Source organism: Enterobacter sp. RHBSTW-00901 (genome assembly GCF_014103115.1).
GTDB lineage: Bacteria > Pseudomonadota > Gammaproteobacteria > Enterobacterales > Enterobacteriaceae > Enterobacter > Enterobacter cloacae_P.
In genome coordinates this window covers 52,181-78,275 of record NZ_JABXPB010000002.1, presented here as the reverse complement: position 1 = coordinate 78,275, position 26,095 = coordinate 52,181, and the positions used below count along the sequence as shown (strand labels likewise).

The following is a 26,095-nucleotide window of genomic DNA, read 5'->3' as shown; positions in this document are numbered from 1 at the left end:
CGATGCCATTTCAGAGTAAGCTATGTTCACCGGAGCGTGCTAAAGCTAACGCTCCGGGTTCTGGTAACCACTACAGATCCGCACGAATGCTATGGCCAGGCCTTTCAGCCCTTTTTCAGGAAGTATTATAAGTCTTTAGTTCATATAGCAATTAGCTTTCATTCCATTCTGACACGTCGACCCCGGTTTAAGGGATAACTCCGTCTGACTTTTTCTCAGTTCGGGCTAACCTGGTCTGATACAAACTGGAGATGATCAGACAGGTTACGCCTGCGGCAACAAACACATCAGCCAGGTTGAAGGCGGGCCAGTGAATGTCTTGCCAGTGGACGTCGAGAAGATCGACAACTGACCCGCGCAGAATGCGATCAGCAATATTTCCAAGCGCACCTCCGAGCATCAGGCTATATCCCAGTGCCTCAGGGCGTGAAAGCTGTTTTTTCAGCATGTACGCTAGCCAGGCAGAGAAAGCTAAGCCAAAAGTGATGAAGAAATAACGTTGCCAGCCCCCCGCTCCTGCCAGAAAGCTGAATGCAGCCCCCGGGTTTAAGACATGAACTAAATTGAAGAATGGCGTTACTTCGACCTGTTCGCCATAAGAATATATGCGAACGATAACGAATTTTGTTAGCTGATCGGTGATGAAAGCAAAAAAAGTCACTCCATACCAGATTAAGGACGATGCGTGGCGAGTTGTCTGCCATACAGGAGCAATAAATGCTATCAGCGTTCTTGCAATAACAATGCAGCCCAAACCTATGCACCAGCCTGCAAGTATATCAGCCGGGAATGATATCCCGGCAGCAATGCATGCCCATCCAGCGAGGACAGCATATAGTACCAAAGAGATTTGTCCACGGTACCCGACCAGCGTCCAAAGAGTGCCGACAACCAGCGCCGAATAAGTCGCATGTTCACTGGGAAAACTGTAGTTTTTCTCATGCTCACCTGCGATGCTTACCAACTCGCCAAAGACGGCTGTCGGGCGCGGGAAATCGAGCCACAGCTTCAAAACACTGGTGGCCAACAAGGCAAGAAGAATGGCGGTGCTAAAAATGATGAACCGATACCAGACCGCATTAGCCTGGGCCGGAAGGAGGGCAAATCTCGACCATCCCCACAGCCCAAGCAGCATCAATGGCGCAGTCCAGTAATTACTCACCAGACTTAAGAACCACACAAGCGGTCCCAGCGTGACAGGCATCCCCGCATTGATGGCCTCGAATAACTCGGCGTTCAGACCATACCAGTCATAGAAAATGAATTTCCAGTTCATCGGCGTAACAACCTAAGACCGTTGCCCACCACGAGCAAGCTGGCCCCCATGTCGGCAAATACGGCCATCCACATGGTCGAGTGCCCCGAGAAAGTAAGTACCAGAAATATCGCTTTAATGCCTAATGCCAGCACGATATTTTGCTTTAACGTCTTAGCCGTCACACGCGACAGACGCACGAATGTCGATATTTTGCGTAAATCATCGTCCATCAGGGCAACGTCCGCCGTCTCAATGGCGGTGTCGGTGCCCGCCGCACCCATTGCAAATCCGATGTCAGCACGAGCCAGGGCTGGTGCATCATTGATTCCGTCTCCCACCATACCGACTTTGCCCGTCAGAGTCAGTTGCTCAATCTCGTGTAATTTGTCCAGTGGCAATAAGTTACCCCGTGCACGATCGATCCCGGCTTGCGTGGCTATTGCGTGCGCGGTGTGCTGGTTGTCTCCAGTCAACATCATCGTATTGATGCCCAGTGCATGCAGCTCCGTGATAGCGCTCCTGCTGCTATCCTTGATGGTATCTGCTACCGCGAACAGGGCTTGAGCCCCCTTTGTACTCACCAGAATGACTACAGTTTTCCCTTCACGCTCCATTGCATCGATGCGCTGTTCCAGTTCAGGTGAACAATAGTCCAGTTCTTTGAGCATCCGATGATTACCAAGATGATAAGTTACGCCATCAATGCTGCCACTCACTCCACGCCCTGGTAATGCCACGAACTCGGCAACATCACGTAGCGTAATACCATCGATATTTGCTGCGTGCGCAACGGCTCTGGACACGGGATGATCGGATCGAGCCGCGAGACTCGCAGCAATACTTCGACTACTGGCCGCTGACGCTTCGCCCCATGCGGCGAAATCGGTCTGTTCAGGTTTGCCGTGAGTGATCGTGCCGGTTTTATCCAGTGCCAGCCAGCGAAGGTTACGACCTTCTTCAAGATAGACACCTCCCTTGATTAGAATTCCATGCCGGGCTGCGGCGGCTAAGCCACTAACGATAGTCACTGGCGTAGAGATCACCAGCGCACACGGACAGGCGACAACCAGTAAAACCAGCGCGCGATAAATCCAGTCCAGCCACGCGGCGGAGTAGAACAACGGAGGAATTAGCGCTACCGCGATAGCAACAATGAATATTACAGGCGTGTACCAGCGTGCAAAACTATCGACAAAACGTTGGGTGGGTGCACGACTGCCTTGTGCTGCTTCTACCGCGTGAATAATACGGGCCAGTGTGGAGTTACTGGCGATAGCCGTAACGATATACTCGAAGGAACCGGACTCATTGATGGTGGCTGCGAACACCTGATCACCTGGTGCTTTTTCAACAGGCAGGCTTTCTCCAGTGATCGACGCTTGATTTACCGTAGAACGTCCCACTTTCACTTCGCCATCTAAGGCGATTCGCTCACCAGGTTTAACCCTAACCCGGCTGCCGATGGTGACCTGGCTTGCCTCAACTTCCCGCCACGAGCCATCTGGCTGCTGCACTGTGGCCTGTTCGGGAGCAAGATCAAGCAGGCTCCGGATGGCGTTACGGGCACGGTTGAGCGATTTTGCTTCAATCACTTCAGCAAGTGCAAACAGCACCATCACCATCGCCGCTTCTGGCCAGTGGCCAATCAACATGGCCCCAGTGACTGCTATTGACATCAGGGCGTTCATGTTCAGGTTGCGGTTTTTAAGTGCAATCCAGCCTTTCTTATAGGTAGAAAGACCGCCAGTTAAGATGGCGACCAGTGCCAGAACAATGACTGACCAATGGTTGCCATTCAGGAACCAGTAGACAGCCTCCGCAGCCAGTGCAGCTACCAATGAAACACCAAGCGGCCACCAGTTGGTAGAATCCCGTGCCGATACTGCCGAAGATAAGGTGGTTCCCTCTGTATTAAGTACCTGAGCCTCAAAATCCAGAGTTTTCAGCGCATCCAGAACCTCGGGCATCGTGTTAGGAGTATGATGCACGGACAGGGTGCGCTGCAACAGGTTGAAATCGAGACGGGTCACCCCGGCTATCTTTGAAAGCTTATTACGGATTAAAACCTCTTCAGTTGGACAATCCATTTTGGCAATTACCAGTCTGGTCGTCTGTTCGCCAGAAGCGCTATCCAGGCGTTCGGTCTGCATTCCGATAGCTTTTAAAGCTTGTTCAACCGGAGATAACGATGGCAATTCGTGCCGCACGGTTAATGTCCGCTGCATCAGATTGAAGTCAAGGTCAATCACACCCGTCAATGTAGCCAACTTGCTCCGGATCAGCGCCTCTTCTGTAGGGCAATCCATGTTCTCGATTCGGTAGACGGCCTGAGCCACTTCAGCTGTTGGCTGGGCTTGCGAAGCGGGTTGGCTCATCGGTATGGTCGAACAACCGCATCCCTTTGAACTGCAGTTACTCATAGCGTTTCCTGTGATTTAGGTTTATGTGTTGTTCATTAAGAACTCTATAGCTACTATAGAGTCAAGTTTTAAATGAGGATGAGGGATGGAAATCAAGATTGGTGAACTTGCCAGGCGGACAAAATGCGAAACTGTCACTATTCGTTACTATGAGAAAGAGGGGTTATTGCCAAAGCCAGCGCGCAGTGATGGTAACTTCCGGCTCTACAGTGAGTCTCATGTCGAACGCCTGCAATTCATTCGCTATTGTCGGTCTCTGGACATTACGTTGGTAGAAATACGGACATTATTGGCGCTGCGGGACAATCCGGGTCAGGATTGCGGCGAAGTCAGTTTACTACTGAATGATCATATCCAGCAGGTGGAGGCACGCATAGAAGTATTGTTGCAGTTGAAGAAACACCTGTCCGTTTTGCGCGAAAGGTGTTCTGGCACCCGGCAGGTAGATGAGTGCGGTATCCTGCAAGGGCTAACGAATCACTCTTGCCATCCAGTTCGCATTCCAACTTGAAGGGAACCGAGCCCGGTGTTTTGATAATGCCAGTGATGAATGACATATTGTGTATGATGTTGCTGGCAGTCAATTATATACTACCGGTAAAGAACAAAATCTAATCCTGAGTCAGTAAGGGCAGAAATAATCTGGCATATTGCTTATCTGTAAGGCTAGTATGAAGAATAAACACAGAGACGCCCGCCTCTTCTCTGAGAGATATAGACAAGGGCTCCTTTTGAGGGAACGAATATCATAGTTGTCAATGTTGCTTTTTAATCAGATGTCACTTCTTTATAAAGAGCCTGAATGCGGCAAATCTGGGAGGGACTGTACCCTGTCGCATCCGCTGTTTCCCTGATACTCAGTTTCTTGACATGACGGTAGTACAGGACTTTCTGATGACGCTCCTGATCGGCCTGCTTACCCCGGTATTTTCCCAGTTTATGCGCCCGTTCAATACCCTGCTTCTGGCGCTGGCGGCGGTTCAGCCAGTCCTTATGCGACATCGCGGCCATCAGATCGATAAGCATGTTATTGATGGCGGTTATCACAGCGCGGGTGATCGGGTCAGCCTGCGAAGGGTCTTTATCTGACAGTGCCTGCCATGAGGTTGGGACATCCAGGCTGACAATCCGCAGTTCGTGTTGTTCGATCTGCTTTTTCAGCGTCCTCCAGTCGCTGTTACTCAGGCGGGTCAGGCGGTCTATCTGCTCGACCAGTAAAATATCATTACGGTGACTGTCCATCAGCAAGCGTCCCAGTTCCGGGCGGTCAAGTTTTGTACCGCTGATGTTCTCCCGGTAGTAACTGGCAATTTTATGCCCCCGCTCCTGAACGAACTGCTCCAGCATCTCTTTTGCCCGGTCGGCGAACTGATCTTCCGTCGATGCTCTTAAATAAGCTCTGATGAACATTTTTTAACCGCATTGTCGCATTTAGATTATTGCATTAATTCTATCGCATATAGGTTATGTCATTCATGGAGTATCGTCACATTTTGTTTATGCCGTCAGGGTGTACCCTTATGCGATAACCATTTTTGTTAAAAATACCGCATCGGATAATTTATGAGGGAAACTATATGGCAAGGAGGCAGATTCTTTCTCTGTCGGAAAGAGAATCATTACTGGCATTGCCAGACGATGAGTTAACGCTGACCCGGATGGCCTATTTCAGTGAGCATGATCTGGCGCTTATCTGTGCTCACCGTAAACCCGCCAGCCGTTTTGGTTTTGCCGTCCTTCTTTGCTATCTGAAAAATGTTGGCTTTGCCCCGGATAAAAAAATCCCACCCTCTGATGCACTGCTGAAACATATCGCCAGCAGGCTAAATCTTACCGGTGATCTCTGGCCTGCTTACCTTTCCGGCAGGGATACGACCCGGCGCGAGCATTTAACCGAACTGTACCGCTATCTTGGCGTGAAGGCATTTACCGGCAAAATACAGCAGGACTGTATTACACACCTGCTGTCGATGGCGACGCGTACTGATAAAGGTATTCTCCTGGCCGAAGAGATGCTGGTCTGGCTCCGGCAGAACAACGTAATAATCCCCGCGATTGATGTCGTGGAGCGTACCTGTGCTGAGGCCATGGCAGGCGGCGATAAAATCGTATTTCAGACTCTGAATGCCCCGTTAACTCCGGCTCACAGGGATGCCCTGGATCGTTTACTTGAGTCATCGGATAATCAGTCTTCCAGGCTGACATGGCTTCTGCAACCGCCGGGTAAAATCAATGGTAAGAACGTGCTGCAACATCTTGATCGGCTCAGCAGCGTTGAATCGCTGGCATTACCGGAAGGTATAGATCGTACCATTCACCAGAACCGGTTGCTGAAACTGGCGCGGGAAGGCCGGAAGATGAGTAGCCGTGATTTGACCCGATTTTCAGCAACCCGGCGTCATGCGATCCTGGTGTGCGTGCTGGAAGAAGCCAGAGCCACACTGACAGACGAAGTGATTGAGTTGCATGAGCGAATGCTGAACAGCCTTTTCAGCAAAGCCAAAAGAACACAGGCAGAGCGCCTTCAGCAGACCGGAAAGCTGATCCAGTCAAAACTGAGGCAGTACATCGATGTCGGTCAGGCGCTGTCTGATGCCCGCGATTCCGGTGACGATCCATGGCTCGCAATAGAAAATATACTCCCATGGCCTGAATTTGTCGCCAGTCTGGAGGAAACACGCCATCTCGCCAGAAAAAATAATTTTGACCCGCTGCATATTATTACCGAGAAATACAGCATATTACGGAAATATGCCCCACGCATGTTATCCACTTTACAGTTAGTCGCAACCCCGGCAGCGCAACCTCTGGCTGATGCGCTGGTTGTGATCAAGGATATGTACCTGAAGCACTCACGTAAAGTTCCGGCGACTGCGCCGCTTGAGTTTGTCCCTGAAAGCTGGCACAGGGTGGTGATTACACCTGCGGGTATTGATCGGCAGTATTATGAATTTTGTGCGCTCAGCGAGCTTAAGGGAGCGTTGCGCTCCGGGGACATCTGGGTTAAAGGCTCACGGCGCTACAAAAATTTTGATGATTACCTCATTCCCGAAAAGGACTTTGACAAACTCACTCCGGCGCTGCCACTGCCCGTATCTGCTGATTACCATGAGTACATTACCAGCCGTATGACCCTGCTTCAGTCCAGACTTGAAGAGGTCAATGCCATGGCAGCCCTTGGTGAACTGCCCGATGTGGAAATTTCCGACAGGGGCGTAAAAGTCTCTCCGCTGGATAACTGCGTACCGGCGCAGGTTTCACCGCTGGCAGAGCTGGTTTACAGCATGCTACCGCGCCCTAAAATCACGGAAATTCTCGATGAGGTAAACGGCTGGACGACGTTTACCCGACATTTTTCGCATATAAAAAATGACATTACCCGTCCCGATACCCGCCTGCTTCTCACCACCATTCTTGCGGATGGCATCAATCTTGGCCTGACAAAAATGGCAGAAGCCTGCCCCGGGAGTACCAAATCATCACTTGAAGATATTCAGGCATGGTACATCCGCGACGAAACCTATTCAGCCGCCCTTGCAGAACTGGTAAACGCGCAGGGGAAAAGGCCGCTGGCGGCATTCTGGGGAGACGGGACAACATCATCATCAGATGGACAGAATTTCAGAACAGGCAGCACTGGCCGCTACGCAGGACAGGTTAACCCGAAATATGGGCAGGAGCCCGGACGACAGTTTTATACCCATATTTCGGATCAATACAGCCCGTTTTACACCTGCATAATAAGTCGGGTCAGGGATTCAACCCATGTTCTCGATGGCTTGCTGTACCACGAAAGTGACCTGAAAATCAGGGAGCATTACACCGATACCGCGGGTTTCACCGATCATGTCTTTGCCCTGATGCATCTGCTGGGATTTGCGTTCTGTCCGCGAATCAGGGATCTCCATGACAAGAAGCTGTTTATCAAAGGGAAAGCAGACCAGTACCCGGCGCTTCAGTCACTGATATCAACGACCAGCCTGAACCTGAAAGAGATCGAAATTCACTGGCGTGAAGTGTTGCGTCTGGCAACCTCGATAAAGCAGGGAACAGTGACGGCATCCCTGATGCTGAAAAAGCTTGCCAGCTACTCAAAGCAAAATGGACTTGCCAAAGCACTGAGAGAAATTGGCCGTATTGAACGAACGCTGTTTATGATCGACTGGTTCCGCGATCCGGCACTTCGTCGGCGGGTCCAGGCGGGACTGAATAAAGGAGAAGCCCGTAACGCGCTGGCGCGCGCGGTATTCCTGCACCGTCTGGGTGAAATCAGGGATCGTAAACCGGAAAATCAGAGCTATCGCGCCAGTGGACTGACGCTGCTGACGGCAGCTATCTCGCTGTGGAATACCGTCTATATGGAAAGAGCGGTCGATGCCCTGAAGCGTAAAGGGGTGAAGATCAACGATCAATTGCTGTCGCATTTGTCCCCGCTAGGCTGGGAGCATATCAATCTGACAGGCGATTATATCTGGAAAAGCAACCGGATACCGGCTTCCGGTAAGTTTCGTCGGTTGAGACCCGCTAAAGTCGAAAGGTCAAAAAATAGCCTTAACGAACTGGTAAACGCGCAGGGGAAAAGGCCGCTGGCGGCATTCTGGGGAGACGGGACAACATCATCATCAGATGGACAGAATTTCAGAACAGGCAGCACTGGCCGCTACGCAGGACAGGTTAACCCGAAATATGGGCAGGAGCCCGGACGACAGTTTTATACCCATATTTCGGATCAATACAGCCCGTTTTACACCTGCATAATAAGTCGGGTCAGGGATTCAACCCATGTTCTCGATGGCTTGCTGTACCACGAAAGTGACCTGAAAATCAGGGAGCATTACACCGATACCGCGGGTTTCACCGATCATGTCTTTGCCCTGATGCATCTGCTGGGATTTGCGTTCTGTCCGCGAATCAGGGATCTCCATGACAAGAAGCTGTTTATCAAAGGGAAAGCAGACCAGTACCCGGCGCTTCAGTCACTGATATCAACGACCAGCCTGAACCTGAAAGAGATCGAAATTCACTGGCGTGAAGTGTTGCGTCTGGCAACCTCGATAAAGCAGGGAACAGTGACGGCATCCCTGATGCTGAAAAAGCTTGCCAGCTACTCAAAGCAAAATGGACTTGCCAAAGCACTGAGAGAAATTGGCCGTATTGAACGAACGCTGTTTATGATCGACTGGTTCCGCGATCCGGCACTTCGTCGGCGGGTCCAGGCGGGACTGAATAAAGGAGAAGCCCGTAACGCGCTGGCGCGCGCGGTATTCCTGCACCGTCTGGGTGAAATCAGGGATCGTAAACCGGAAAATCAGAGCTATCGCGCCAGTGGACTGACGCTGCTGACGGCAGCTATCTCGCTGTGGAATACCGTCTATATGGAAAGAGCGGTCGATGCCCTGAAGCGTAAAGGGGTGAAGATCAACGATCAATTGCTGTCGCATTTGTCCCCGCTAGGCTGGGAGCATATCAATCTGACAGGCGATTATATCTGGAAAAGCAACCGGATACCGGCTTCCGGTAAGTTTCGTCGGTTGAGACCCGCTAAAGTCGAAAGGTCAAAAAATAGCCTTAACGAATGGAAGGGACTTCCCCTGATTATGCGCCTGATTAACTCTTGTGCAATCATGGGGTAAACACAACCCCGGAGGGATTCGTTATGACCATTACTACTGTCGGTATCGATCTTGCTAAAAATGTGTTCGCTGTTCATTGCGTTGACCAGAATGGCAAAACCGTTCTGGTTAAATCCAGAGTAACCCGCGCAGCTCTTCCCGGGCTGATTGCTGGTTTGCCGCCCTGTGTTATCGGGATGGAGGCGTGCTCCGGGGCTCATTACTGGGCAAGACTGTTTCGGCAGTATGGTCATGAGCCGCGTCTGATGGCCGCTAAATTTGTATCGCCTTACCGCATGGCTGGTAAATCAGGGAAAAATGATGCAGCTGATGCTCAGGCTATCTGCGAGGCGGTTCGTCGCCCACATATGCGGTTTGTGCCGGTTAAGGATGAGAGCCAGCAGGCAATGCAGTGTCTGCATCGTACCCGACAGGGTTTTATCGAAGAGAAAACAGCAACATATAATCGTCTCCGGGGGTTGATATCTGAATTCGGCGTTATCGCCCCACAAAGTACAGATGCCCTGCGCCACATAGTTTTTGAGCAGAAGAATTCTTTACCACTTCAGGTTCAGCAATGTGTTGATGATTTGCTGGAGCACGTTGCTCGCATTGAAGATAACATCGCTGAATATGACCGAATTTTGTCCCGCATGGCCAAAACAGATCATCGCAGTCAGCGGCTGATGGAATTGAAGGGCGTTGGCCCCACAACGGCCTGTGCGCTGGTCGCCAGTATCGGTAATGCACATGATTTTAAGAATGGGCGCCAGCTGGCAGCCTGGCTGGGACTGACACCATCGCAGTACAGCAGCGGCGGAAAGTCGAAGCTTGGCAGGATAACGAAAGCTGGCGATTCGTATCTGAGAACACTTCTGGTTCAGGGTGCCCGCTCGGTACTGATCGGGGCGGAGAAAAGGACTGATTTATTCAGTCGTTGGGTCTGCTCACTGGTCGAACGCAGAGGATACTGGCGCGCTGTTGTTGCCATCGCTGCCAAAAATGCAAGACTGTGCTGGGCATCATTGCATTACGGTGATGATTTCAGGTTGTACTCAGCCAGCTAAAGTACAAAGCTGTATGACCATCTGTTCTGCAACTCGTTGATGATAAAGGGTTAGACCCCGTGAGGTATATCTGCTTATTGTACAGGGCAAGTGTACCCGACTAACGAACTAGAGCCTCACGAGCGTCTTTCATCAGGGTCCGAATCGATGACGATTCATCATGACCGTTTATAGTACCGCAGTCTCTCCCCTTTATTTTTTTACTATAGTGCAGACAGAAACCGTAAACACCGGCGTTGACATGCCGGGGAAGCCCTTATAGTACAATAATTTTCGATATCCAAACTCACCCCAGATAATGCCCGATGACCTTGTCATGCAGCTCCACCGATTTTGAGAACGACAGTGACTTCCGTCCCAGCCTTGCCAGATGTTGTCTCAGATTCAGGTTATGTCGCTCAATGCGCTGAGTGTAACGCTTGCTGATAACGTGCAGCTTTCCCTTCAGGCGGGATTCATACAGCGGCCAGCCATCCGTCATCCATACCACGACCTCAAAGGCCGACAGCAGGCCCAGAAGACGCTCCAGCGTGGCCAACGTGCGTTACCTAACAATAAACCTGTTTAAATATCCAGATAAAAACATTCAATCTGGGTCAAATGAGTGATACAGTTTCACCCATAAGACCCAATGGAGGCAATATGTCTGAATTTGAATTACTGGCGCAGGATCTGCTTGAGAAAGCAGAAGCGGAAGAACAACTGCGACAGGAAAATGATAAAAAGCTGCTCGGGCAGGTGCTGGAAATCTATGACCAGAAGTACGTGGCTGAACTGCTTAGAAAAGTTGGTAAAAATGAGTGGAGTCGCGAGACTCTTAATCGCTGGATTAATGGTAAGTGCTCACCTAAGACGCTGACGTTAGCCGAAGAGGAACTTCTACGAAAAATGCTTCCGGAAGCGCCTGCACATCACCCTGACTATGCCTTCCGGTTTATTGACCTGTTTGCTGGGATTGGAGGTATACGGAAGGGCTTCGAAACCATCGGTGGCCAGTGCGTTTTTACCAGTGAATGGAATAAAGAGGCTGTGCGCACATATAAAGCTAACTGGTTTAACGATGCTCAGGAACACACTTTCAATCTCGATATTCGGGAAGTCACGCTCAGTGATAAACCTGAAGTACCTGAAAACGATGCCTATGCTTACATTAATGAGCATGTGCCGGATCATGATGTACTTCTAGCAGGTTTCCCCTGTCAACCGTTCAGCCTTGCGGGCGTAAGCAAGAAAAACTCGCTCGGGCGCGCGCATGGTTTCGAATGTGAGGCTCAGGGAACGCTTTTCTTCGATGTGGCGCGTATTATACGCGCAAAAAAACCTGCCATCTTTGTTCTTGAAAACGTTAAAAACCTGAAGAGCCATGACAAGGGTAAAACCTTTAAAGTCATCATGGATACCCTCGACGAACTGGGCTATGAAGTTGCGGATGCAGCTGAGATGGGCAAAAACGATCCTAAAGTTATCGACGGAAAGCACTTTTTACCTCAGCACCGAGAACGTATCGTTTTGGTCGGTTTCCGTCGTGATCTGAACATTCACCAGGGCTTTACCCTGCGCGATATTAGTCGTTTTTATCCGGAACAGCGTCCGTCATTTGGCGAACTGCTGGAACCCGTGGTTGACAGCAAATATATACTGACGCCGAAACTCTGGGAGTATCTCTATAACTACGCCAAAAAGCACGCAGCTAAGGGTAACGGATTCGGTTTTGGCCTCGTTAATCCTGAAAATAAAGAAAGCATTGCCCGTACGCTTTCTGCTCGCTATCACAAAGACGGGTCTGAAATTCTGATAGACCGTGGCTGGGATATGGCCACAGGTGAAACAGACTTCGCGAACGAAGAAAATCAGGCGCATCGGCCCCGCAGGCTGACTCCACGAGAGTGCGCGCGCCTTATGGGTTTTGAAAAAGTAGATGGCAGGCCTTTTCGCATTCCTGTGTCAGACACTCAGTCGTACAGGCAGTTCGGTAACTCCGTAGTGGTGCCCGTGTTTGAAGCCGTAGCCAAACTGCTTGAACCTTATATCCTGAAAGCGGTTAATGCCGATTCGTGCAAGGTTGAACGAATCTGATCGCTCCTCCCGGTATTTATGCCGGGAGATAATCTATGGAATATCTGCGTAAAGCCCTGTCAGCTCAGCAATAAACGCACCTAGCGTCATTAGCTCAGCTCTCACCGCCTCCGGGTATTTTTTGTGCAGCGATGATGGCACGACCAATCTGACACCCGACTCCCGCATCTCCCGATATTGAGCCAGAGAAACTCCCTCCTGGAGTGTAAACAGATGCACCTGATGAATTTTATCGGCCTCATTCAGTATCTGACGCCAGCGATCCTTACAGGTAGTCTTGACTGCCAGCATGCGCAGATTTTCTACGGGAAACTCAGTATCGTGGTAAGCCCCTGCGGAAGGGAAAAGGAAATCGGGTTTTTTATTACCTTCTGTGATGGCCTGCGTCGCAAAGTGTCGCAGGCCGTGCTCAATGAATAGATGCTCCAGGTGCAGTTCCAGCGACTTCCCGGCTCTGGATTTACGGCGATTGCTGACAGAATTGGCCAGCGCAATAAATTCATCCACAGAGCCAAATCCTTTCCGGATGATATCCAGAACATGCAGTTCCTCAACCAATAGAAATATGTCGTACTCCACGCGCCGGCGGTCAAGAAGTTGCTCATCCGGATCAAGGGAATTTTTCACATAATGGCTGGCTGCATACTGAATAATTTCACTTCCCGACGGAAAGCGCAGGTGCCAGTCTTCAGGTAGAATATATTTATGATTTACTGGCGCTTGCTGTAGAGATAGTCCGCCTAGAATCTGTCCTGCGGGGCCGGATATTAGCGCTCCGGGTATAACTTCACCAATAGCGGTCTCAATGACGTCCTCTTCATCAGTGCTGGCGCATACCCAAATATTTACTTCCTTACAGTCCCCCCCTTGCTCATCAAGCTTGAAAGCCAGGAGCGTCAGAGCCCCTGTATTTTCAGGATTCTGAAGTGGGCTGCCTCTACCCCAGCGGGTAATCCTTTTTTCATTCCGGGTTTTACCAAAATGACGGCTGTTATAATAAATTGCCCGGGCTTCGCTGTCAGGGCAATCATGCGATGACACATGTGCGGTGAGAAAAACCGAAGGGTTCAGTTCACGGGTATGGTTGATAGACGGAAAGAGTTTTTCAACGATACCTGAAGGGATATAAAGCCCTACCTGGTGACCACCTGTTGCGCCGGTATCGTTGGCGGAAAGGCGTTTGATGTAGACGAAGTAATTCTCACATGCGATCTCAAGTAGCCAGTTGTGGAAAACCGACATAAGCATCCCCTGTTACCCTGAAACTCTACTCACCATTTTTTCATGATTATATACAAACAGCCAGAAAGGCTGTTACAGACGATTTGATCTGCAACCTATTGGTTAAATTAATGTATCAAAAACGATGGTTTTTGTGACAGTCTTGAAAAGTCCTGACTTCTCCCGAAAAATGACTCCCCTCATGTAACAAAACTCGTTACTGTATCAACATAACAATAACCCCATAACTAATTAGCGAGAAAAGAATGAAAATCGGCTATGCACGTAAATCTACGCATCTTCAGGATGTGGCGCACCAGGTTGACGAACTAACAAAAGCTGGATGTGAGCAAATCTATCAGGATCAGACCTCACGTAGCGGCCCAAAGCGCGACAAAAAAGGTGCGCTGGAACTGGAGAACTGCCTGAAAGCATTGCGCGAGGGAGATACCCTAGTAGTTTGGGCACTAGATCGGCTCGGTGGTTCATTGGGTCAAGTCATTACTTTACTCGACGACCTGAAGAAACGCGGAATAACTTTCATAGCCATCAAGGACAGAATAGACACAAATGCGCCAGTTATAGGGGAAATCTATACTCATCTGATGGCGATATTCTCTAGCTTTGAACGCAACCGCAATATTGAAAGAACGCGCTCAGGCCTTGCAGCTGCACGCGCAAGGGGCCGTGTGGGAGGGAGAAAACCGTCACTTTCTGAAGAAGATGTTAAACAAATTAGAATCTTACTTGCTGATCCTGAAATGACAGTTGGTGCAGTTGCTAAGCGCTTCAACGTTTCTCGCATGACTATTTATGGCACTGTTGCAAAGTTAGCGATGAGGCAGCCTTTTGTCTTATTCAAAGGCCTTACATTTCAAAAACTCTGCTTACCAGGCGCATTTCGCCCAGGGGATCACCATAATAAAATGCTGAGCCCTGGCCTTTGCGTAGTGCACGCATCACCTCAATACCTTTGATGGTGGCGTAAGCCGTCTTCATGGATTTAAATCCCAGCGTGGCGCCGATTATCCGTTTCAGTTTGCCATGATCGCATTCAATCACGTTGTTCCGGTACTTAATCTGTCGGTGTTCAACGTCAGACGGGCACCGGCCTTCGCGTTTGAGCAGAGCAAGCGCGCGACCATAGGCGGGCGCTTTATCCGTGTTGATGAATCGCGGGATCTGCCACTTCTTCACGTTGTTGAGGATTTTACCCAGAAACCGGTATGCAGCTTTGCTGTTACGACGGGAGGAGAGATAAAAATCGACAGTGCGGCCCCGGCTGTCGACGGCCCGGTACAGATACGCCCAGCGGCCATTGACCTTCACGTAGGTTTCATCCATGTGCCACGGGCAAAGATCGGAAGGGTTACGCCAGTACCAGCGCAGCCGTTTTTCCATTTCAGGCGCATAACGCTGAACCCAGCGGTAAATCGTGGAGTGATCGACATTCACTCCGCGTTCAGCCAGCATCTCCTGCAGCTCACGGTAACTGATGCCGTATTTGCAGTACCAGCGTACGGCCCACAGAATGATGTCACGCTGAAAATGCCGGCCTTTGAATGGGTTCATGTGCAGCTCCATCAGCAAAAGGGGATGATAAGTTTATCACCACCGACTATTTGCAACAGTGCCCTTTATGGCACGCAAGTTGGAAGAGTTGGGGCATTCCCCAAAGCTGATATCACCACAATTTGTCCGCCCGTTCGTTAAAAGCAATAAAAACGACTTTGTCGACGCCGAAGCTATTTGTGAAGCTGCATCGCGTCCGTCTATGCGTTTTGTGCAGCCCAGAACGGAATCTCAGCAGGCAATGCGGGCTCTGCATCGTGTCCGTGAATCCCTGGTTCAGGATAAGGTAAAAACAACCAATCAAATGCATGCTTTTCTGCTGGAATTTGGCATTAGCGTTCCCCGAGGAGCTGCCGTTATTAGCCGACTGAGTACCCTTCTTGAGGACAATAGTTTGCCTCTTTACCTCAGCCAGTTATTGCTGAAATTACAACAGCATTATCACTATCTTGTTGAGCAGATTAAAGATTTGGAATCCCAGTTGAAACGAAAGTTGGACGAAGATGAGGTTGGACAGCGCTTGCTGAGCATTCCCTGCGTCGGAACACTGACAGCGAGTACTATTTCAACTGAGATTGGCGACGGGAAGCAGTACGCCAGCAGCCGTGACTTTGCGGCGGCAACAGGGCTTGTACCTCGGCAGTACAGCACGGGAGGTAGGACGACATTGCTGGGAATTAGTAAGCGAGGTAATAAAAAGATCCGAACTTTGTTGGTTCAATGTGCCAGGGTATTCATACAAAAACTGGAACACCAGTCTGGCAAATTGGCCGATTGGGTCAGGGATTTACTGTGCCGGAAAAGCAACTTTGTCGTCACTTGTGCTCTGGCAAACAAGCTGGCCAGAATAGCCTGGGCCCTAACGGCACGACAGCAAACTTATGTAGCATAACGGCAGAAATACACCGGTTTAAAGAATTACTGATCTGGTTTTGCGAATACTGATATTGATGATACTAACGGCCCACCGGCCTGTTGAGGAACCTGTAAAACGGAAAGGCTCATTGAAGCCGTATATTTTCTGGAGGTTCATCAGGCGCGGAACTCATCAAGGCGCGGGAATAAAATCCCATTCAGACGCCGGATAGATTCAAGCAAGCCAACTTGTCGTCAAAATCGGTGTTGCAAAAACGGGAGTGACCATAGATTCCGTTTTCTGAGACGACCCCTGGCTGCGCGCCTACGACTTCACGACTGACCGCGGCGCCATGGCGCTCAATGACTACGCCCGCTCCAACGACCCCTTTACACGGGTCGGCCGGCAGCAGGTCGCTGTCGACGTCTCCAGCGTCATCCGCGCGTCCCCGGACAGCTTCCGCGTCGCCTGGGTCGAGCGCCGATACGAAAATGGCCAGCTCGCCGAGACCACGCGCTGGACCGCGATCCTGACGATCGTCGTGCAGATCCCCCGAAACGCCGACCGGCTCAGGGCGAACCCGCTCGGCATCTACGTCAACGCCATCAACTGGTCACGGGAGCTTGGGCAATGAAGCCGTATTTCCGTAAAGCCGGAAACCCGGCTTCACACACACACGTACTCCCGGCTCTCCGTAGAGCCGCATTCCCGGTCGTTCTGCTAGCGGCGACCGCGCTCGCGGGCTGCGCGACCACCAATCCGCCGCCGGAGATTTCCTACGACAATGCGGCTCCGGCGGTGCAGACCGTCGATCCACCCGCGCCGGTCACCGTGGTCGAGCTGCCCCGGCCGCTGCCGCTGCCTGGCCAATTGCAGCGTGTGGAGGAGACGCGGCGTGCCCCGGAGCCTTCTAATCCGACCGCTCGCGTCAACCAGGCAAACGAGGCGGCACGAGTCCAGCCGGTGCGCGACGGCTTCATTAACTCGATGCAGGTCTACCCGTGGACTCAAGGGGCGCTTTATCAAGTCTATACCGCCGTCGGGCAGATCACCGACATCGCGCTCCAACCCGGGGAGCAGCTTGTCGGCGCAGGCCCGGTGGCCGCCGGCGACACAGTGCGCTGGATCATCGGCGACACCGAGAGCGGATCGGGGGCAACGCGCCAGATCCACATCCTAGTAAAGCCCACCCGCGCCGACCTGATGACAAACCTCGTCATCAACACCAACATGCGCACCTATCACATGGAGCTGCGCTCGACAGAGCGCACCTATATGGCGTCGGTCTCATGGCAGTATCCGCAAGACCAGCTCATTGCGCTGCGCCGTCAGAACGCCGAGGCGCAGGCGGCCCAGCCGGTGGCGAGCGGCGTCGATCTCGCGAACGTCAACTTCCGCTATGCGATCGAGGGCGACCGTGCGCCGTGGCGGCCGCTGCGCGCCTTCGACGACGGACGCCAGGTCTTTATCGAGTTTCCGCGCGGCATCGGTCAGGGCGAGATGCCGCCACTCTTCGTCGTCGGCCCCGAGGGCAACACCTCTGAGCTCGTGAACTATCGCGTTCGCGGCCACCACATGATCGTTGATCGTCTGTTCGCGGCTGCCGAACTTCGCTTCGGCTCCGGCCGCGAGCAGAAGCGCGTCAGGATCGTCCGCACAGACGGGAGGCCGACCTCGTGAGCGAGAACCCGCCCCGGATTGAGGAAGTGCCGGACGACGATGCGCAGCCCCTGACCGGCGAGCCGGTCGGGCCTGCGCCGATGCGGCTGCGGGCCGAACCGCCCCGCGTCACCCGGTTGTCGCGGAAGGTTCTCGCCGGCCTCGGTCTTGTCGCCAGCGTCGGGCTCGGAGGTGCGCTGATCTACGCGCTTCAGACCCGCGACGCCGGTCGGCCGAACGACGAACTCTATTCGACCGAGAACCGCTCGACCGCTGACGGACTGGCCGGCCTGCCGCGAGATTACAGTGGCGTGCCACAGCTCGGTCCCCCTCTTCCCGGTGACCTCGGCCGGCCGATCCTTAGTACCCAGGATCGCGGACAGCCGGTGCCCACACCCGGGACGGCCACGCCCAATCCCGGCATCAGCCCGGAAGAGCAGCGCCGCCTTCAGGAAATCGAGACCGCGCGCACCAGCCGTCTCTTCTCCGGATCGGAAAGCCGGGGCACACCCGCTGCTGCGGGAGCTGCCCCAGCGCTCGCGCCGGTGCCGGATTTGGCGAGCATTGGCCTCGCTCCGCCGCCCGCCACGCCCTCGGCGCAGGACCGGCAGAACGCGTTTCTGAACGCCGCGGCCGATCGCAGGACGGTTGCGCCCGATCGCGTCGCTGCGCCAGTATCGCCGAACGTCCTTCAGGCGGGAGCAGTGATATCCGCGGCGCTGATCACCGGCATCCGATCCGATCTACCCGGCCAGATCACCGCGCAGGTCACCGAAAACATCTACGACAGCCCAACCGGCCGTATCTTGCTTGTGCCGCAAGGCACTCGTGTGGTCGGGCAGTACGACAACAACGTGCAGTTCGGCCAGAGCCGAGTCCTGCTCGTCTGGACTCGGCTCGTCTTCCCGAACGGGCGCTCGATCGTTCTCGAGCGCCAGCCTGGTGCTGACGCTGAAGGGTTCGCCGGGCTGCAGGATGGCGTCGATTACCATTGGTGGGATCTGGCCAAGGCTGCGGGATTGTCGACACTGCTGAGCGTCGGCGCCGAACTCGCGGTCGACAACGACGATCAGCTCGTTCAGGCGATCCGGAACGGTGGGCAGGACACCATCAACGACGCAGGGCAGCAGATTGTGAGGCGTCAGCTCAACGTCGCGCCCACGATCACTATTCGGCCCGGATTTCCCGTGCGCGTTCTCGTGACGCGAGACTTGGTACTGGAGCCATATGGAGGGTGATGATGTCGAAGCTTAAGCTAGGCCCCATCGCGGACGACAAGCCGCTTAAGGTACAGGTCGAGCTACCTGCAGCTCTCCACCAGGACCTTGTTGACTACGCCCACCTATTGGGCCGAGAGCAAGGTCAGTCCGCTGTTGACCCAGCTCGGTTAATCGTCCCGATGTTACAACGGTTCATCGCGACAGACCGTGGCTTCGCCAAAGCCAGGCGAACGTTGACGCCGGGGAGCGCCGATTAATCCGTGGTCCCCGCTCTAGAGGGGGTGTCGAAACACTTCAGCAGCAGCGGCAGAGTCGGGTTGTCGTTGTCACTGGAAGAAATTATAGCGGCCGTCGGCGCCCGCGCCGATGGGAGCGGGATCAACGCGATATCCGGCCGGTAGATCACGCTGGTGATGGTCAAGCCGAAGCCCTGTTCGACCATCGTCAGCAGGGTTTCTCGGCTGACTTGTTGGATCGAGAGTTGAACCGCTCCGTCTCCGGCGCCCACCATGCGCCGGAGTATGCCAGCGAGCTCACGCCCAGCGCCATCCGAGCGAACGAGGAAGACTTCGTCACAAACGTCCTCCCACGACAGCTGTGGCCGTGCTGCCAACTCGTGAAGCGGGGACAATGCCACGAACAGATCTGGTTCGCAGAGACGTCGAACTTGGAACTGAGGGCTCTTGCTCGCACTCAGGCTGATTGCTGCGTCCAGTAATCCGCGCTTCACCCCCAAAGTGTTTTCTTCTGAAGTGCCTTCCTCAAGCTTTACCTCGATCGTCGGATGTCTATTTCTGAATGCCGAGAGAATGTTGATGATCGGGCACGCCGGGAACGCTTCAAGCATTCCAAACCTCACGAGCCCGGTCTTGAGTTTCCGCGCGGAGCGGATCTCCGTTGCGGCGTTACGAAGGTAGCGCGCTCCCACCACCGCTTGTTGAAGGAAGCGCTCACCTTCTGGAGTCAGCCCTGCCCCCGCTCGCGTACGCTTGAAGAGAGAAAAGCCAAGTTGGCGCTCAAACAGCTGCACACGTCGGCTGACGGTGGATTGCGATATCGATAGGCGCTCCGCCGCTCGGCGGAAGCTGCCGGCCTCGGCGACCTGAACGGCGTACTTCAGGTATCGGAGATCAAGAGTCAGGTCGGGCATGAGACCCGTCCGATCATACCGGCGGTCTCATCGGCGAACCGCCTGCGCCCGGTGAGCGGCACCCATGCACGTCCACTTTCATCGAGCCCACCCCCGCTAGCGCCTGGGGAACGAGCACGTCCGTTGATCTCAGATGTGGAATCCGAGCTGAGCCCCTCAATGAGCATGACCATGTCCGAATCTGTCATAGATGCATGCGGCGGTCATACATTTTCACACGCTTGAAGTCTATGCGCGAAGCATATATTCTTGCGGTATGGAGCCTGAGGTCGCCAAGTACCATTTAGGTGCACTCGCGTTGGCCGTTGCAGACAGCATCGCCAGTGTCTCGGCCTCGTTTTCACCAAGCGGCCCGGGGACCGCCGTGATGGTGTTACTCAGCATGGAGCCCGGACTGCCGATCAGCGTTTTGGCTACCTCGATCGGGCTTTCTCATGCCGGGACGGTGCGATTGATCGATAGGCTCGAGCGCGAACAGTTGGTGGAACGACGAAGACAAATCACCGACAGGCGGGCGCGCTTCATTCACCTCACCAATTCGGGGAAGAAGATAACGGACGCCTTGCTCAAGGCACGGGAGCAGGTGATCTCCGAATGTATTTCGCCCCTGTCGCCCAATGACCTCGACATTCTAGGCATGCTGTCGGAGCGGCTCCTTGTGGCAAACGGCTTCGACAAAGATGGCTCGGTCAGCCTTTGCCATCTGTGCGGCTACAGCAGGATCGCGCCTTCCCGTGGTAAAGCTAAGCCGGGGCGCTCGCCACGCTGGAACGTCGCATCAGAAGGCTGACGATATGATCAGGCAGGCTTGAAATAATGGGATCGTTTGCGCTCGAACTTCTTCTATGCGTACTTGCCTTCGGGTTCGGATATGCGGCGAACCAAGGCGGAACCTGTTTAGTGGTGGCCGCTCATGAGTTACACAGAAGACAGCCGCCGAAAATGTTCGTCGGATTTCTCGCAGCGTCGGCAGCGGCAGGCCTGGTTGCGGTCCCGATAGTCTGGACGGGAACACTGGGCGCAACACTCGCACCCTCGACCAGCATCAATTTCCTCCTGCTCATCGGCGCCATCGCCTTCGGCCTCGGCGCACTCATTAATGACACATGCCTGCTCGGATCGCTGGCGCGGCTTGGGGATGGGGAGATGCGACTTCTAGCTCTACCCTTGGGATTAACGATTGGTATCTTGGCTGCCGACCATGGCAGGTTCGGCTACGATTCAACATGGCCAAGCTTAATCTCCAAACCGAGCGCAACAGGCCTCGTTACTCTCCTAGCCTTCCTAGTTGTGCTCGTGCTGGCACTCGTTTTCGTTTCCACGAAGAGCGTTCTGCGAACAAAGCCGGGTTGGTCGTTCGGCGCTTCGATGATTGGACTCGGTATCACTGGCGGACTTCTATATGCACTCTCGCCGGCCTGGACCTTCGCAGACGTGATTCAACGCGCCCTTCCTCTCAGAATGTCCCCGGCCGGCGAGGTCGCGCTCACTGCGGTGATCTCTTCGATCGCAGGCGCCCTAACCGCCTCCTTTCGCCAAGGCAATCTGCGTCTCCAACTGCCGACAGCCAATGGCATTCTGCGATCTGTCGTCGGCGGCACATTGATGGGTATCGGCATCGCGCTCATACCCGGCGGGAATGATGGGTTGATCCTCGCAGCGGTTCCGACTCTTTCACCTGGTGGGATAGTCGCCTACCTTCTGATGACGACGACAATCGTCTTCGGATTTGCAGCGCGTGGTAAGTTATTCCGGCGCTGCCTTTCACGGCCATGATAAGGGCAACAGAGGACTTGCCCTCCTGACATGAGCATTTATCCCGACCGGGAATATCGGCTGACTAGCTCGTATGCCTTTGCAGGCCCTTGGACCATGATGACCACTTCAAAGGCCGCCGGCCCCAGAATCCTGTAGGTTGCATGGTAGGTGTCGTCTCCGCAGGCATAGACGCCACTCGCTTCCAACCCGGTATCCGTCCGCGAGAAACTCAAGCTGAGGAACTGCGTCCCGATATGAGGTCCGTCTGCGAACTCGACGACAACACTGTCCTCGCTCAAGCGATAGCGATACTGCCGGCACGCGGAGAATACTCTGCCATCTGCCAGTGAGAGAATGCCGCTCTCTCGATAAGCGAGCGCGCCTTCGCCGATCGCTGCTACGATTTCGGTGGGCATGGTTATCTCGTCCAGGGCCGCGTCCATCCGTACAGGCTGGACGTTTGCCAACGGGCTATAGGCCCACCCGGAGCGCCAGCCCCATCAAGTCAAAATCCCGCAAAGGTCGCGCGTTTGCTGGGTAAAGGCATCGCCGATGAGGATGGCTTCGTGAGGCAGCGAAGCGCGAGCCAGCCGCTCGACATATCTCGCTTATTAGTATATGGTATATGCGTCGCGCATATACTGCAACGCCTGCCCGAAGCACGTAGACGACGTTCGTGACGTTCCCACGGGACCACTGTTGAGGAATTTTAGATGAGCATTTTCGACCGTTATGAATTTCTTGTCCCCGAGCACGGTCGGAGGGATCTTGGCCTGCTTAGATGGGCTCTCGTGATCGTATTTCTGTGGTTCGGCGCGATGAAGTTCACAGCGTACGAGGCCTATGGTATCGCCCCGTTTATCGAACACAGCCCGATCATGAATTGGCTCGGCATGTTCGGGACGCAGGGGCAAAGCTATTTCATCGGCGTTATCGAGTTATCGACCGGTCTCGTTCTGATCCTTGGTGCATTTCGTCCACTCTTCTCTGCGCTAGGCGCACTAATGTCAGCAGCGACCTATCTGATCACGCTGACCTTTTTCATCACCACTCCAGGTGTCGCGGAGCAGACTGCCGGCGGCTTTCCTGCGATTTCGGCTGCACCAGGGCAGTTTCTACTGAAGGACGCAGTTCTGCTAGCGGCGTCCCTCGTGCTGCTGCGTGCTTCGGTCCGCCACAGAGGGGCGCTTGTGCTCTCGTGACTGTGGTCCTCTCGTGACGGCGGGCGTGCAAATCCTGCAGAACCTCCGCGGGGCATGGATGCTCCGTCGCGATATCGAGCCCGGAGGCGCTCAGCTGCATGGCGACGCGGTCTTCGCCCGTTTCGCCGCAATCCCCGACGTCGTGGAGCACGGACTGTTCCTCAATGGGATTGATACAATCGTGATCGCGCGCGGTGACACGATGGAAGTGCGACGCCGGGGGCAAGCTAGGTCTCGCTGATCTGCACCTGCGCGGCCTGGATGACAGCGCTGACGCGGAGTGATTCTCGGGCGCGACCTACGGCGATTCCGAGCGAAAAGGCTTGCCCTATAGCCGCCAGGTATCAACGGTTCCGCGGCCTTAACGAGCCGGACCCGTTTTTTTCGGCGCGCTCGATCAGTCGAAATCCTCCGAAACCCTTCTAAAACAGGACATTTTCCACAAGCCGCGCGGAGGAAGAGGACCACGGTATGGCTTGCTGTCTATGCTCCGCGCACATATAGATGTGGCAATGGATGGACCTCGAGATCGAAACATTTTCGGGGCGTTCGCACTCATGATCAGCGACGACATCGTTCGCGCTAGTTCATCGCGGGCGCCGGAAGCTGGACCCGCCGCCTCAGCGCTGGCGTTGCTCGCGCACAAGCCCGGGCTCTCGATCCGTATGCTTGCGATCGGGGTGGGCCTTTCACATGCTGGAACTGTTCGCCTGGTGGATAGATTGGTAAGCGAGGGATTGATCGAGCGTAGGGAGCATTCGACAGACGGGCGCGCGCGATCCCTCTATCTTACTCCAACTGGCAAGGTCGCGAGCGACGAGGTCCTGGCCTCGCGCGATCAAGTGATTGCCGAAGGGCTATCGATCCTTAATCCAGACGAACTGAAAACCTTATCGGACATCGCTGAACGCGTTCTCCGAAATCGCTTGGAAAACCTCGAGCAGTCATACCGCATCTGCCGCTTGTGCTGCTACGAGGGCTGCACGAACTGCCCCGTCGATGCCGAATTGCATGAGCGAGGTGTGGACCGCGAGAAGAACGACGACGCGTAGGAGACTCGCAATTGCGGCAGCTCAACGCTGCTCAGATGGCGGGGCTTCATAATGTCAGCGAGCCTACCATCAGCCGCATTCTTTTGGCTACGCGTCAAGCCGGCCGATCGGGCATGGCGGTCTCATTCTAATATGTCGGTGATCGCCCCACTTTTAGCCGCTCAATTGATCGGAACGCGGTTTCGGAAGCGGCCGTTCAAACCACTCGCTGCATTCCCATTTCTCTATGTCCGATAGGTAGTTTCGGGGAAAAGCAGTCGGGAACAGGTTTCGGGAACGCATGCTCCGGCAGGAGCGCAGCGCGCGTCCCAAACGCGTTTTCCCGGTAGAGCTTCCCAATCGGCAAAGTGCGGGCCACCTCAGACTGCGAACGCGAAAAACCGCCTGGCTGGTCACTCAAGGCAGGGTAACGACGATTTTCGCTGCGGATACACCCGCCTTCAGGGCTTCCAAGGCAGCCTGGAGCATTTCAAGGCCCTGGCCCACGATCTTCGCCGGAGGGGCGGGGACGAACGTGCGCGCCGCGAGAGCCTGCGGCAGGAATTCGCGGTAGATCATTGGACCAACCTCGTCATCCTTGAGGCTCGTCCCGGAGATGTGCGTCGCCTCGACTCCAAATGAACGCTCGTCGGGCGGGGCCAGCGTCGCTGCCACCCGGCGCGAGCCCTCGCATCTCGCAACTACGGCAAAACAGTCTTTCATGTGACCGGTCGCGTGAAGCGTTCCAGCGAGACTGCGCCCGCGCATTGCCTCAATCACGTCTTCCACGATGGCTGGACTCGAGTGGTCAAGAACCTCGCTTGCACCCAGCTCCTTCAACAGGCCGACGTTGCGCGCCGAAGCGGTGGCGACGCACCTGTAGCCCGACGCCACCGCGAGCTGGATGGCGTTGCAGCCAACGCTCGACGATCCACCCCAGACCAGAACGACCTCTGGACGCGCGGTCGGCGAGTGTAACGGTGGCGCGAGAGCCAACTGTGTCCGTCCGTAGAGCCCGCTTGCGGCGGTGCCAAGGCCAAGCGGGAGGACTGCCGCATCAGCGAAGGCAATGTTGTTGGGGATCGGCGCCGCCATGTGGTCCAGCACGATCGTGTGGTGCTGGAACGCACCCTGCGCAGGTTGATTTACGGTTGTCCCGACCGCCTGTCCGATGACTCGATCGCCGACCTTGAACCGCTCGACCGCGCCACCGACCGCCGCGACCTCACCGGAGACGTCGCTGCCGAGAATCGCGGGATAGTCGAGCCATGGCAAAAGCGCGACGTCCTGCAGAATCCAGTCGAGTGGGTTGATCGCGATGGCCGCGTTGCGGATCAATATCTCGTTCGCCGCCAGATGCGGCAGAGCGGTGACACCGATCCTCAGTGGCTGCCCCGGCGCTTTCTGCCAGGCGGCCTGATTAGTCACGGTTTCGGTCATCATCAACTCTTTCTGTCAAGTATTACAGCTGGGCGTTCGTCTGAGCGGTCCAACCGCCAGGTCGGGCGCACGAAGTGGCAGCTATAGCCCCCAGGATAGCGCACCAGGTATTCTTGGTGCTCTGGCTCCGCCTCCCAAAAGGGTTCTTCTGGGTTGATCTCCGACACGACCGGGCCTGGCCAGCTTCCTGATGCCTCGATTTCCGCGATGGTTGTGAGGGCGACTTCCTTCTGCACTTCGGTGGTGTAGAAAATCGCCGATCGATAGCTCGGACCGACATCGCTGCCTTGTTGCTCGTAGGTCGTGGGGTCATGTATCTGGAAGAAGAGTTCCAAGAGCGAGCGATAGGCGAGAACGGAAGGGTCGAAGGTCACTTCCACTGCTTCCGCATGGCCGTAATGTCTCGCGTAGGTCGGATCAGGCATTTCTCCGCCTGTGTAACCGACACGCGTCGAAATGACTCCCCTGGCTCGGCGCAGCAAATCCTCCATGCCCCAGAAGCAGCCGCCTGCGAGAATTGCTCGCTCTGTCGCGGCCGCCCTATTGCCGGTAG

20 protein-coding genes and 4 pseudogenes are annotated in these 26,095 nt (G+C 54.3%); 14 read left to right on the top strand and 10 right to left on the bottom strand.

Annotated features, from left to right (window positions below; all coding sequences use genetic code 11):
• Positions 1 to 187: 187 nt before the first annotated feature.
• Both lspA and HV318_RS22720 read right to left on the bottom strand, forming a co-directional pair.
• Entirely contained in the window at positions 188 to 1,276 is a 1,089-nt protein-coding gene (lspA, locus tag HV318_RS22725; RefSeq protein WP_071200096.1) for a signal peptidase II, read from the bottom strand.
• Positions 1,273 to 3,678: a heavy metal translocating P-type ATPase gene (locus tag HV318_RS22720; protein ID WP_049592186.1), complete on the bottom strand. Its 2,406-nt coding sequence runs from the start codon at positions 3,676 to 3,678 to the stop codon at positions 1,273 to 1,275. The genes lspA and HV318_RS22720 overlap by 4 nt, the downstream gene beginning before the upstream one ends.
• Before the next feature lie 85 nt (positions 3,679 to 3,763).
• On the opposite strand from HV318_RS22720, the gene cadR reads away from it, so the two are divergent.
• The gene (gene cadR / locus HV318_RS22715; RefSeq protein ID WP_049592187.1) at positions 3,764 to 4,189 is read left to right on the top strand and encodes a Cd(II)/Pb(II)-responsive transcriptional regulator; all 426 of its coding nucleotides are present in this window, start codon (positions 3,764 to 3,766) and stop codon (positions 4,187 to 4,189) included.
• A gap of 257 nt (positions 4,190 to 4,446) precedes the next feature.
• On the opposite strand, the gene HV318_RS22710 is transcribed toward cadR, so the two are convergent.
• Positions 4,447 to 5,088 (bottom strand): recombinase family protein, encoded by a 642-nt coding sequence (locus HV318_RS22710; RefSeq protein WP_049592188.1) that lies wholly within the window; start codon positions 5,086 to 5,088, stop codon positions 4,447 to 4,449.
• A gap of 167 nt (positions 5,089 to 5,255) precedes the next feature.
• On the opposite strand from HV318_RS22710, the gene HV318_RS22705 reads away from it, so the two are divergent.
• Both HV318_RS22705 and HV318_RS22695 read left to right on the top strand, forming a co-directional pair.
• Entirely contained in the window at positions 5,256 to 9,311 is a 4,056-nt protein-coding gene (locus tag HV318_RS22705) for a Tn3 family transposase (RefSeq protein WP_500697543.1), read from the top strand.
• A 23-nt stretch (positions 9,312 to 9,334) separates the two neighbouring features.
• A complete protein-coding gene (locus tag HV318_RS22695) occupies positions 9,335 to 10,357 on the top strand; it encodes an IS110 family RNA-guided transposase (protein ID WP_001567660.1) in 1,023 nt (340 codons plus the stop codon).
• A 286-nt stretch (positions 10,358 to 10,643) separates the two neighbouring features.
• Here the strand turns inward: HV318_RS22695 and HV318_RS22690 are convergent.
• A pseudogene (locus tag HV318_RS22690) lies at positions 10,644 to 10,901 on the bottom strand (IS1 family transposase); the annotation flags it as partial.
• A 98-nt stretch (positions 10,902 to 10,999) separates the two neighbouring features.
• On the opposite strand from HV318_RS22690, the gene HV318_RS22685 reads away from it, so the two are divergent.
• A complete protein-coding gene (locus HV318_RS22685; protein WP_001288432.1) occupies positions 11,000 to 12,433 on the top strand; it encodes a DNA cytosine methyltransferase in 1,434 nt (477 codons plus the stop codon).
• A gap of 33 nt (positions 12,434 to 12,466) precedes the next feature.
• Here the strand turns inward: HV318_RS22685 and HV318_RS22680 are convergent, their stop codons facing one another.
• A complete protein-coding gene (locus tag HV318_RS22680) occupies positions 12,467 to 13,675 on the bottom strand; it encodes a type II restriction endonuclease (RefSeq protein ID WP_000110241.1) in 1,209 nt (402 codons plus the stop codon).
• Between the two features lie 245 nt (positions 13,676 to 13,920).
• Between HV318_RS22680 and HV318_RS22675 the strand changes: the two are divergent.
• A pseudogene (locus HV318_RS22675) lies at positions 13,921 to 14,484 on the top strand (recombinase family protein); the annotation flags it as partial.
• A gap of 37 nt (positions 14,485 to 14,521) precedes the next feature.
• On the opposite strand, the gene HV318_RS22670 reads toward HV318_RS22675, so the two are convergent.
• Positions 14,522 to 15,226, bottom strand: a complete 705-nt coding sequence (locus HV318_RS22670; protein WP_047389788.1) for an IS6-like element IS26 family transposase — start codon at positions 15,224 to 15,226, stop codon at positions 14,522 to 14,524.
• Positions 15,227 to 15,290: 64 nt separating this feature from the next.
• On the opposite strand from HV318_RS22670, the pseudogene HV318_RS22665 reads away from it, so the two are divergent.
• The 5 genes and pseudogenes from HV318_RS22665 to HV318_RS22645 form a co-directional block, all read left to right on the top strand.
• Positions 15,291 to 16,118, top strand: a pseudogene (locus tag HV318_RS22665) (IS110-like element IS4321 family transposase); the annotation flags it as partial.
• Positions 16,119 to 16,395: 277 nt separating this feature from the next.
• Positions 16,396 to 16,716, top strand: a pseudogene (gene trbF, locus HV318_RS22660) (conjugal transfer protein TrbF); the annotation flags it as partial.
• Positions 16,713 to 17,762 carry a P-type conjugative transfer protein TrbG gene (trbG, locus tag HV318_RS22655; RefSeq protein WP_011191356.1) on the top strand — a complete coding sequence of 350 codons (1,050 nt, stop codon included), beginning with the start codon at positions 16,713 to 16,715 and terminating at the stop codon, positions 17,760 to 17,762. The pseudogene trbF and the gene trbG, both read left to right, overlap by 4 nt.
• Entirely contained in the window at positions 17,759 to 18,979 is a 1,221-nt protein-coding gene (locus HV318_RS22650) for a TraB/TrbI/VirB10 family type IV secretion system protein (RefSeq protein ID WP_011191355.1), read from the top strand. Before trbG ends, HV318_RS22650 begins: the two co-directional genes overlap by 4 nt.
• Positions 18,980 to 18,981: 2 nt before the next feature.
• Positions 18,982 to 19,218: a DUF2274 domain-containing protein gene (locus HV318_RS22645; protein ID WP_026227538.1), complete on the top strand. Its 237-nt coding sequence runs from the start codon at positions 18,982 to 18,984 to the stop codon at positions 19,216 to 19,218.
• Here HV318_RS22645 and HV318_RS22640 read toward each other — a convergent pair.
• On the bottom strand, positions 19,215 to 20,111 hold the full coding sequence (locus HV318_RS22640) for a LysR family transcriptional regulator (protein ID WP_011191354.1): 897 nt from the start codon (positions 20,109 to 20,111) through the stop codon (positions 19,215 to 19,217). The two genes, HV318_RS22645 and HV318_RS22640, sit on opposite strands and share 4 nt — an antisense overlap.
• A 367-nt stretch (positions 20,112 to 20,478) precedes the next feature.
• Here HV318_RS22640 and HV318_RS22635 point away from each other — a divergent pair, with 367 nt between their 5' ends.
• The gene (locus tag HV318_RS22635) at positions 20,479 to 20,901 is read left to right on the top strand and encodes a MarR family winged helix-turn-helix transcriptional regulator (protein ID WP_223296479.1); all 423 of its coding nucleotides are present in this window, start codon (positions 20,479 to 20,481) and stop codon (positions 20,899 to 20,901) included.
• 26 nt (positions 20,902 to 20,927) lie between these two features.
• Positions 20,928 to 21,887: a YeeE/YedE thiosulfate transporter family protein gene (locus HV318_RS22630; RefSeq protein WP_004099025.1), complete on the top strand. Its 960-nt coding sequence runs from the start codon at positions 20,928 to 20,930 to the stop codon at positions 21,885 to 21,887.
• Positions 21,888 to 21,925: 38 nt separating this feature from the next.
• Here HV318_RS22630 and HV318_RS22625 read toward each other — a convergent pair whose 3' ends face one another.
• A complete protein-coding gene (locus tag HV318_RS22625; RefSeq protein ID WP_166479491.1) occupies positions 21,926 to 22,285 on the bottom strand; it encodes a DUF6314 family protein in 360 nt (119 codons plus the stop codon).
• A gap of 297 nt (positions 22,286 to 22,582) precedes the next feature.
• Between HV318_RS22625 and HV318_RS22620 the strand changes: the two genes are divergently transcribed.
• Both HV318_RS22620 and HV318_RS22610 read left to right on the top strand, forming a co-directional pair.
• Entirely contained in the window at positions 22,583 to 23,071 is a 489-nt protein-coding gene (locus HV318_RS22620) for a YkgB family protein (protein ID WP_004099027.1), read from the top strand.
• Between the two features lie 557 nt (positions 23,072 to 23,628).
• Entirely contained in the window at positions 23,629 to 24,123 is a 495-nt protein-coding gene (locus HV318_RS22610; RefSeq protein ID WP_004099028.1) for a MarR family winged helix-turn-helix transcriptional regulator, read from the top strand.
• Positions 24,124 to 24,519: 396 nt separating this feature from the next.
• Here HV318_RS22610 and HV318_RS22605 read toward each other — a convergent pair whose 3' ends face one another.
• Together HV318_RS22605 and msrA are read right to left on the bottom strand one after the other, a co-directional pair.
• A complete protein-coding gene (locus HV318_RS22605) occupies positions 24,520 to 25,545 on the bottom strand; it encodes a zinc-binding alcohol dehydrogenase family protein (RefSeq protein WP_004357654.1) in 1,026 nt (341 codons plus the stop codon).
• Positions 25,545 to 26,033: a peptide-methionine (S)-S-oxide reductase MsrA gene (gene msrA / locus HV318_RS22600; protein WP_045269765.1), complete on the bottom strand. Its 489-nt coding sequence runs from the start codon at positions 26,031 to 26,033 to the stop codon at positions 25,545 to 25,547. Before msrA ends, HV318_RS22605 begins: the two co-directional genes overlap by 1 nt.
• Positions 26,034 to 26,095: the final 62 nt, after the last annotated feature.

What these genes read in the sequence shown, in the direction of transcription:
- HV318_RS22645 (WP_026227538.1), top strand. Translation starts at nt 18,982, where the DNA reads ATGTCGAAGCTTAAGCTAGGCCCCATCGCGGACGACAAGCCGCTTAAG.
- HV318_RS22710 (WP_049592188.1), bottom strand. Translation starts at nt 5,088, where the DNA reads ATGTTCATCAGAGCTTATTTAAGAGCATCGACGGAAGATCAGTTCGCC.
- lspA (WP_071200096.1), bottom strand. Translation starts at nt 1,276, where the DNA reads ATGAACTGGAAATTCATTTTCTATGACTGGTATGGTCTGAACGCCGAG.
- HV318_RS22705 (WP_500697543.1), top strand. Translation starts at nt 5,256, where the DNA reads ATGGCAAGGAGGCAGATTCTTTCTCTGTCGGAAAGAGAATCATTACTG.
- HV318_RS22640 (WP_011191354.1), bottom strand. Translation starts at nt 20,111, where the DNA reads ATGCCCGACCTGACTCTTGATCTCCGATACCTGAAGTACGCCGTTCAG.
- trbG (WP_011191356.1), top strand. Translation starts at nt 16,713, where the DNA reads ATGAAGCCGTATTTCCGTAAAGCCGGAAACCCGGCTTCACACACACAC.
- HV318_RS22630 (WP_004099025.1), top strand. Translation starts at nt 20,928, where the DNA reads ATGGGATCGTTTGCGCTCGAACTTCTTCTATGCGTACTTGCCTTCGGG.
- HV318_RS22685 (WP_001288432.1), top strand. Translation starts at nt 11,000, where the DNA reads ATGTCTGAATTTGAATTACTGGCGCAGGATCTGCTTGAGAAAGCAGAA.
- HV318_RS22610 (WP_004099028.1), top strand. Translation starts at nt 23,629, where the DNA reads ATGATCAGCGACGACATCGTTCGCGCTAGTTCATCGCGGGCGCCGGAA.
- HV318_RS22670 (WP_047389788.1), bottom strand. Translation starts at nt 15,226, where the DNA reads ATGAACCCATTCAAAGGCCGGCATTTTCAGCGTGACATCATTCTGTGG.
- HV318_RS22625 (WP_166479491.1), bottom strand. Translation starts at nt 22,285, where the DNA reads ATGCCCACCGAAATCGTAGCAGCGATCGGCGAAGGCGCGCTCGCTTAT.
- HV318_RS22720 (WP_049592186.1), bottom strand. Translation starts at nt 3,678, where the DNA reads ATGAGTAACTGCAGTTCAAAGGGATGCGGTTGTTCGACCATACCGATG.
- HV318_RS22680 (WP_000110241.1), bottom strand. Translation starts at nt 13,675, where the DNA reads ATGTCGGTTTTCCACAACTGGCTACTTGAGATCGCATGTGAGAATTAC.
- HV318_RS22605 (WP_004357654.1), bottom strand. Translation starts at nt 25,545, where the DNA reads ATGATGACCGAAACCGTGACTAATCAGGCCGCCTGGCAGAAAGCGCCG.
- HV318_RS22695 (WP_001567660.1), top strand. Translation starts at nt 9,335, where the DNA reads ATGACCATTACTACTGTCGGTATCGATCTTGCTAAAAATGTGTTCGCT.
- HV318_RS22635 (WP_223296479.1), top strand. Translation starts at nt 20,479, where the DNA reads ATGGTGTTACTCAGCATGGAGCCCGGACTGCCGATCAGCGTTTTGGCT.
- cadR (WP_049592187.1), top strand. Translation starts at nt 3,764, where the DNA reads ATGGAAATCAAGATTGGTGAACTTGCCAGGCGGACAAAATGCGAAACT.
- HV318_RS22620 (WP_004099027.1), top strand. Translation starts at nt 22,583, where the DNA reads ATGAGCATTTTCGACCGTTATGAATTTCTTGTCCCCGAGCACGGTCGG.
- msrA (WP_045269765.1), bottom strand. Translation starts at nt 26,033, where the DNA reads ATGGAGGATTTGCTGCGCCGAGCCAGGGGAGTCATTTCGACGCGTGTC.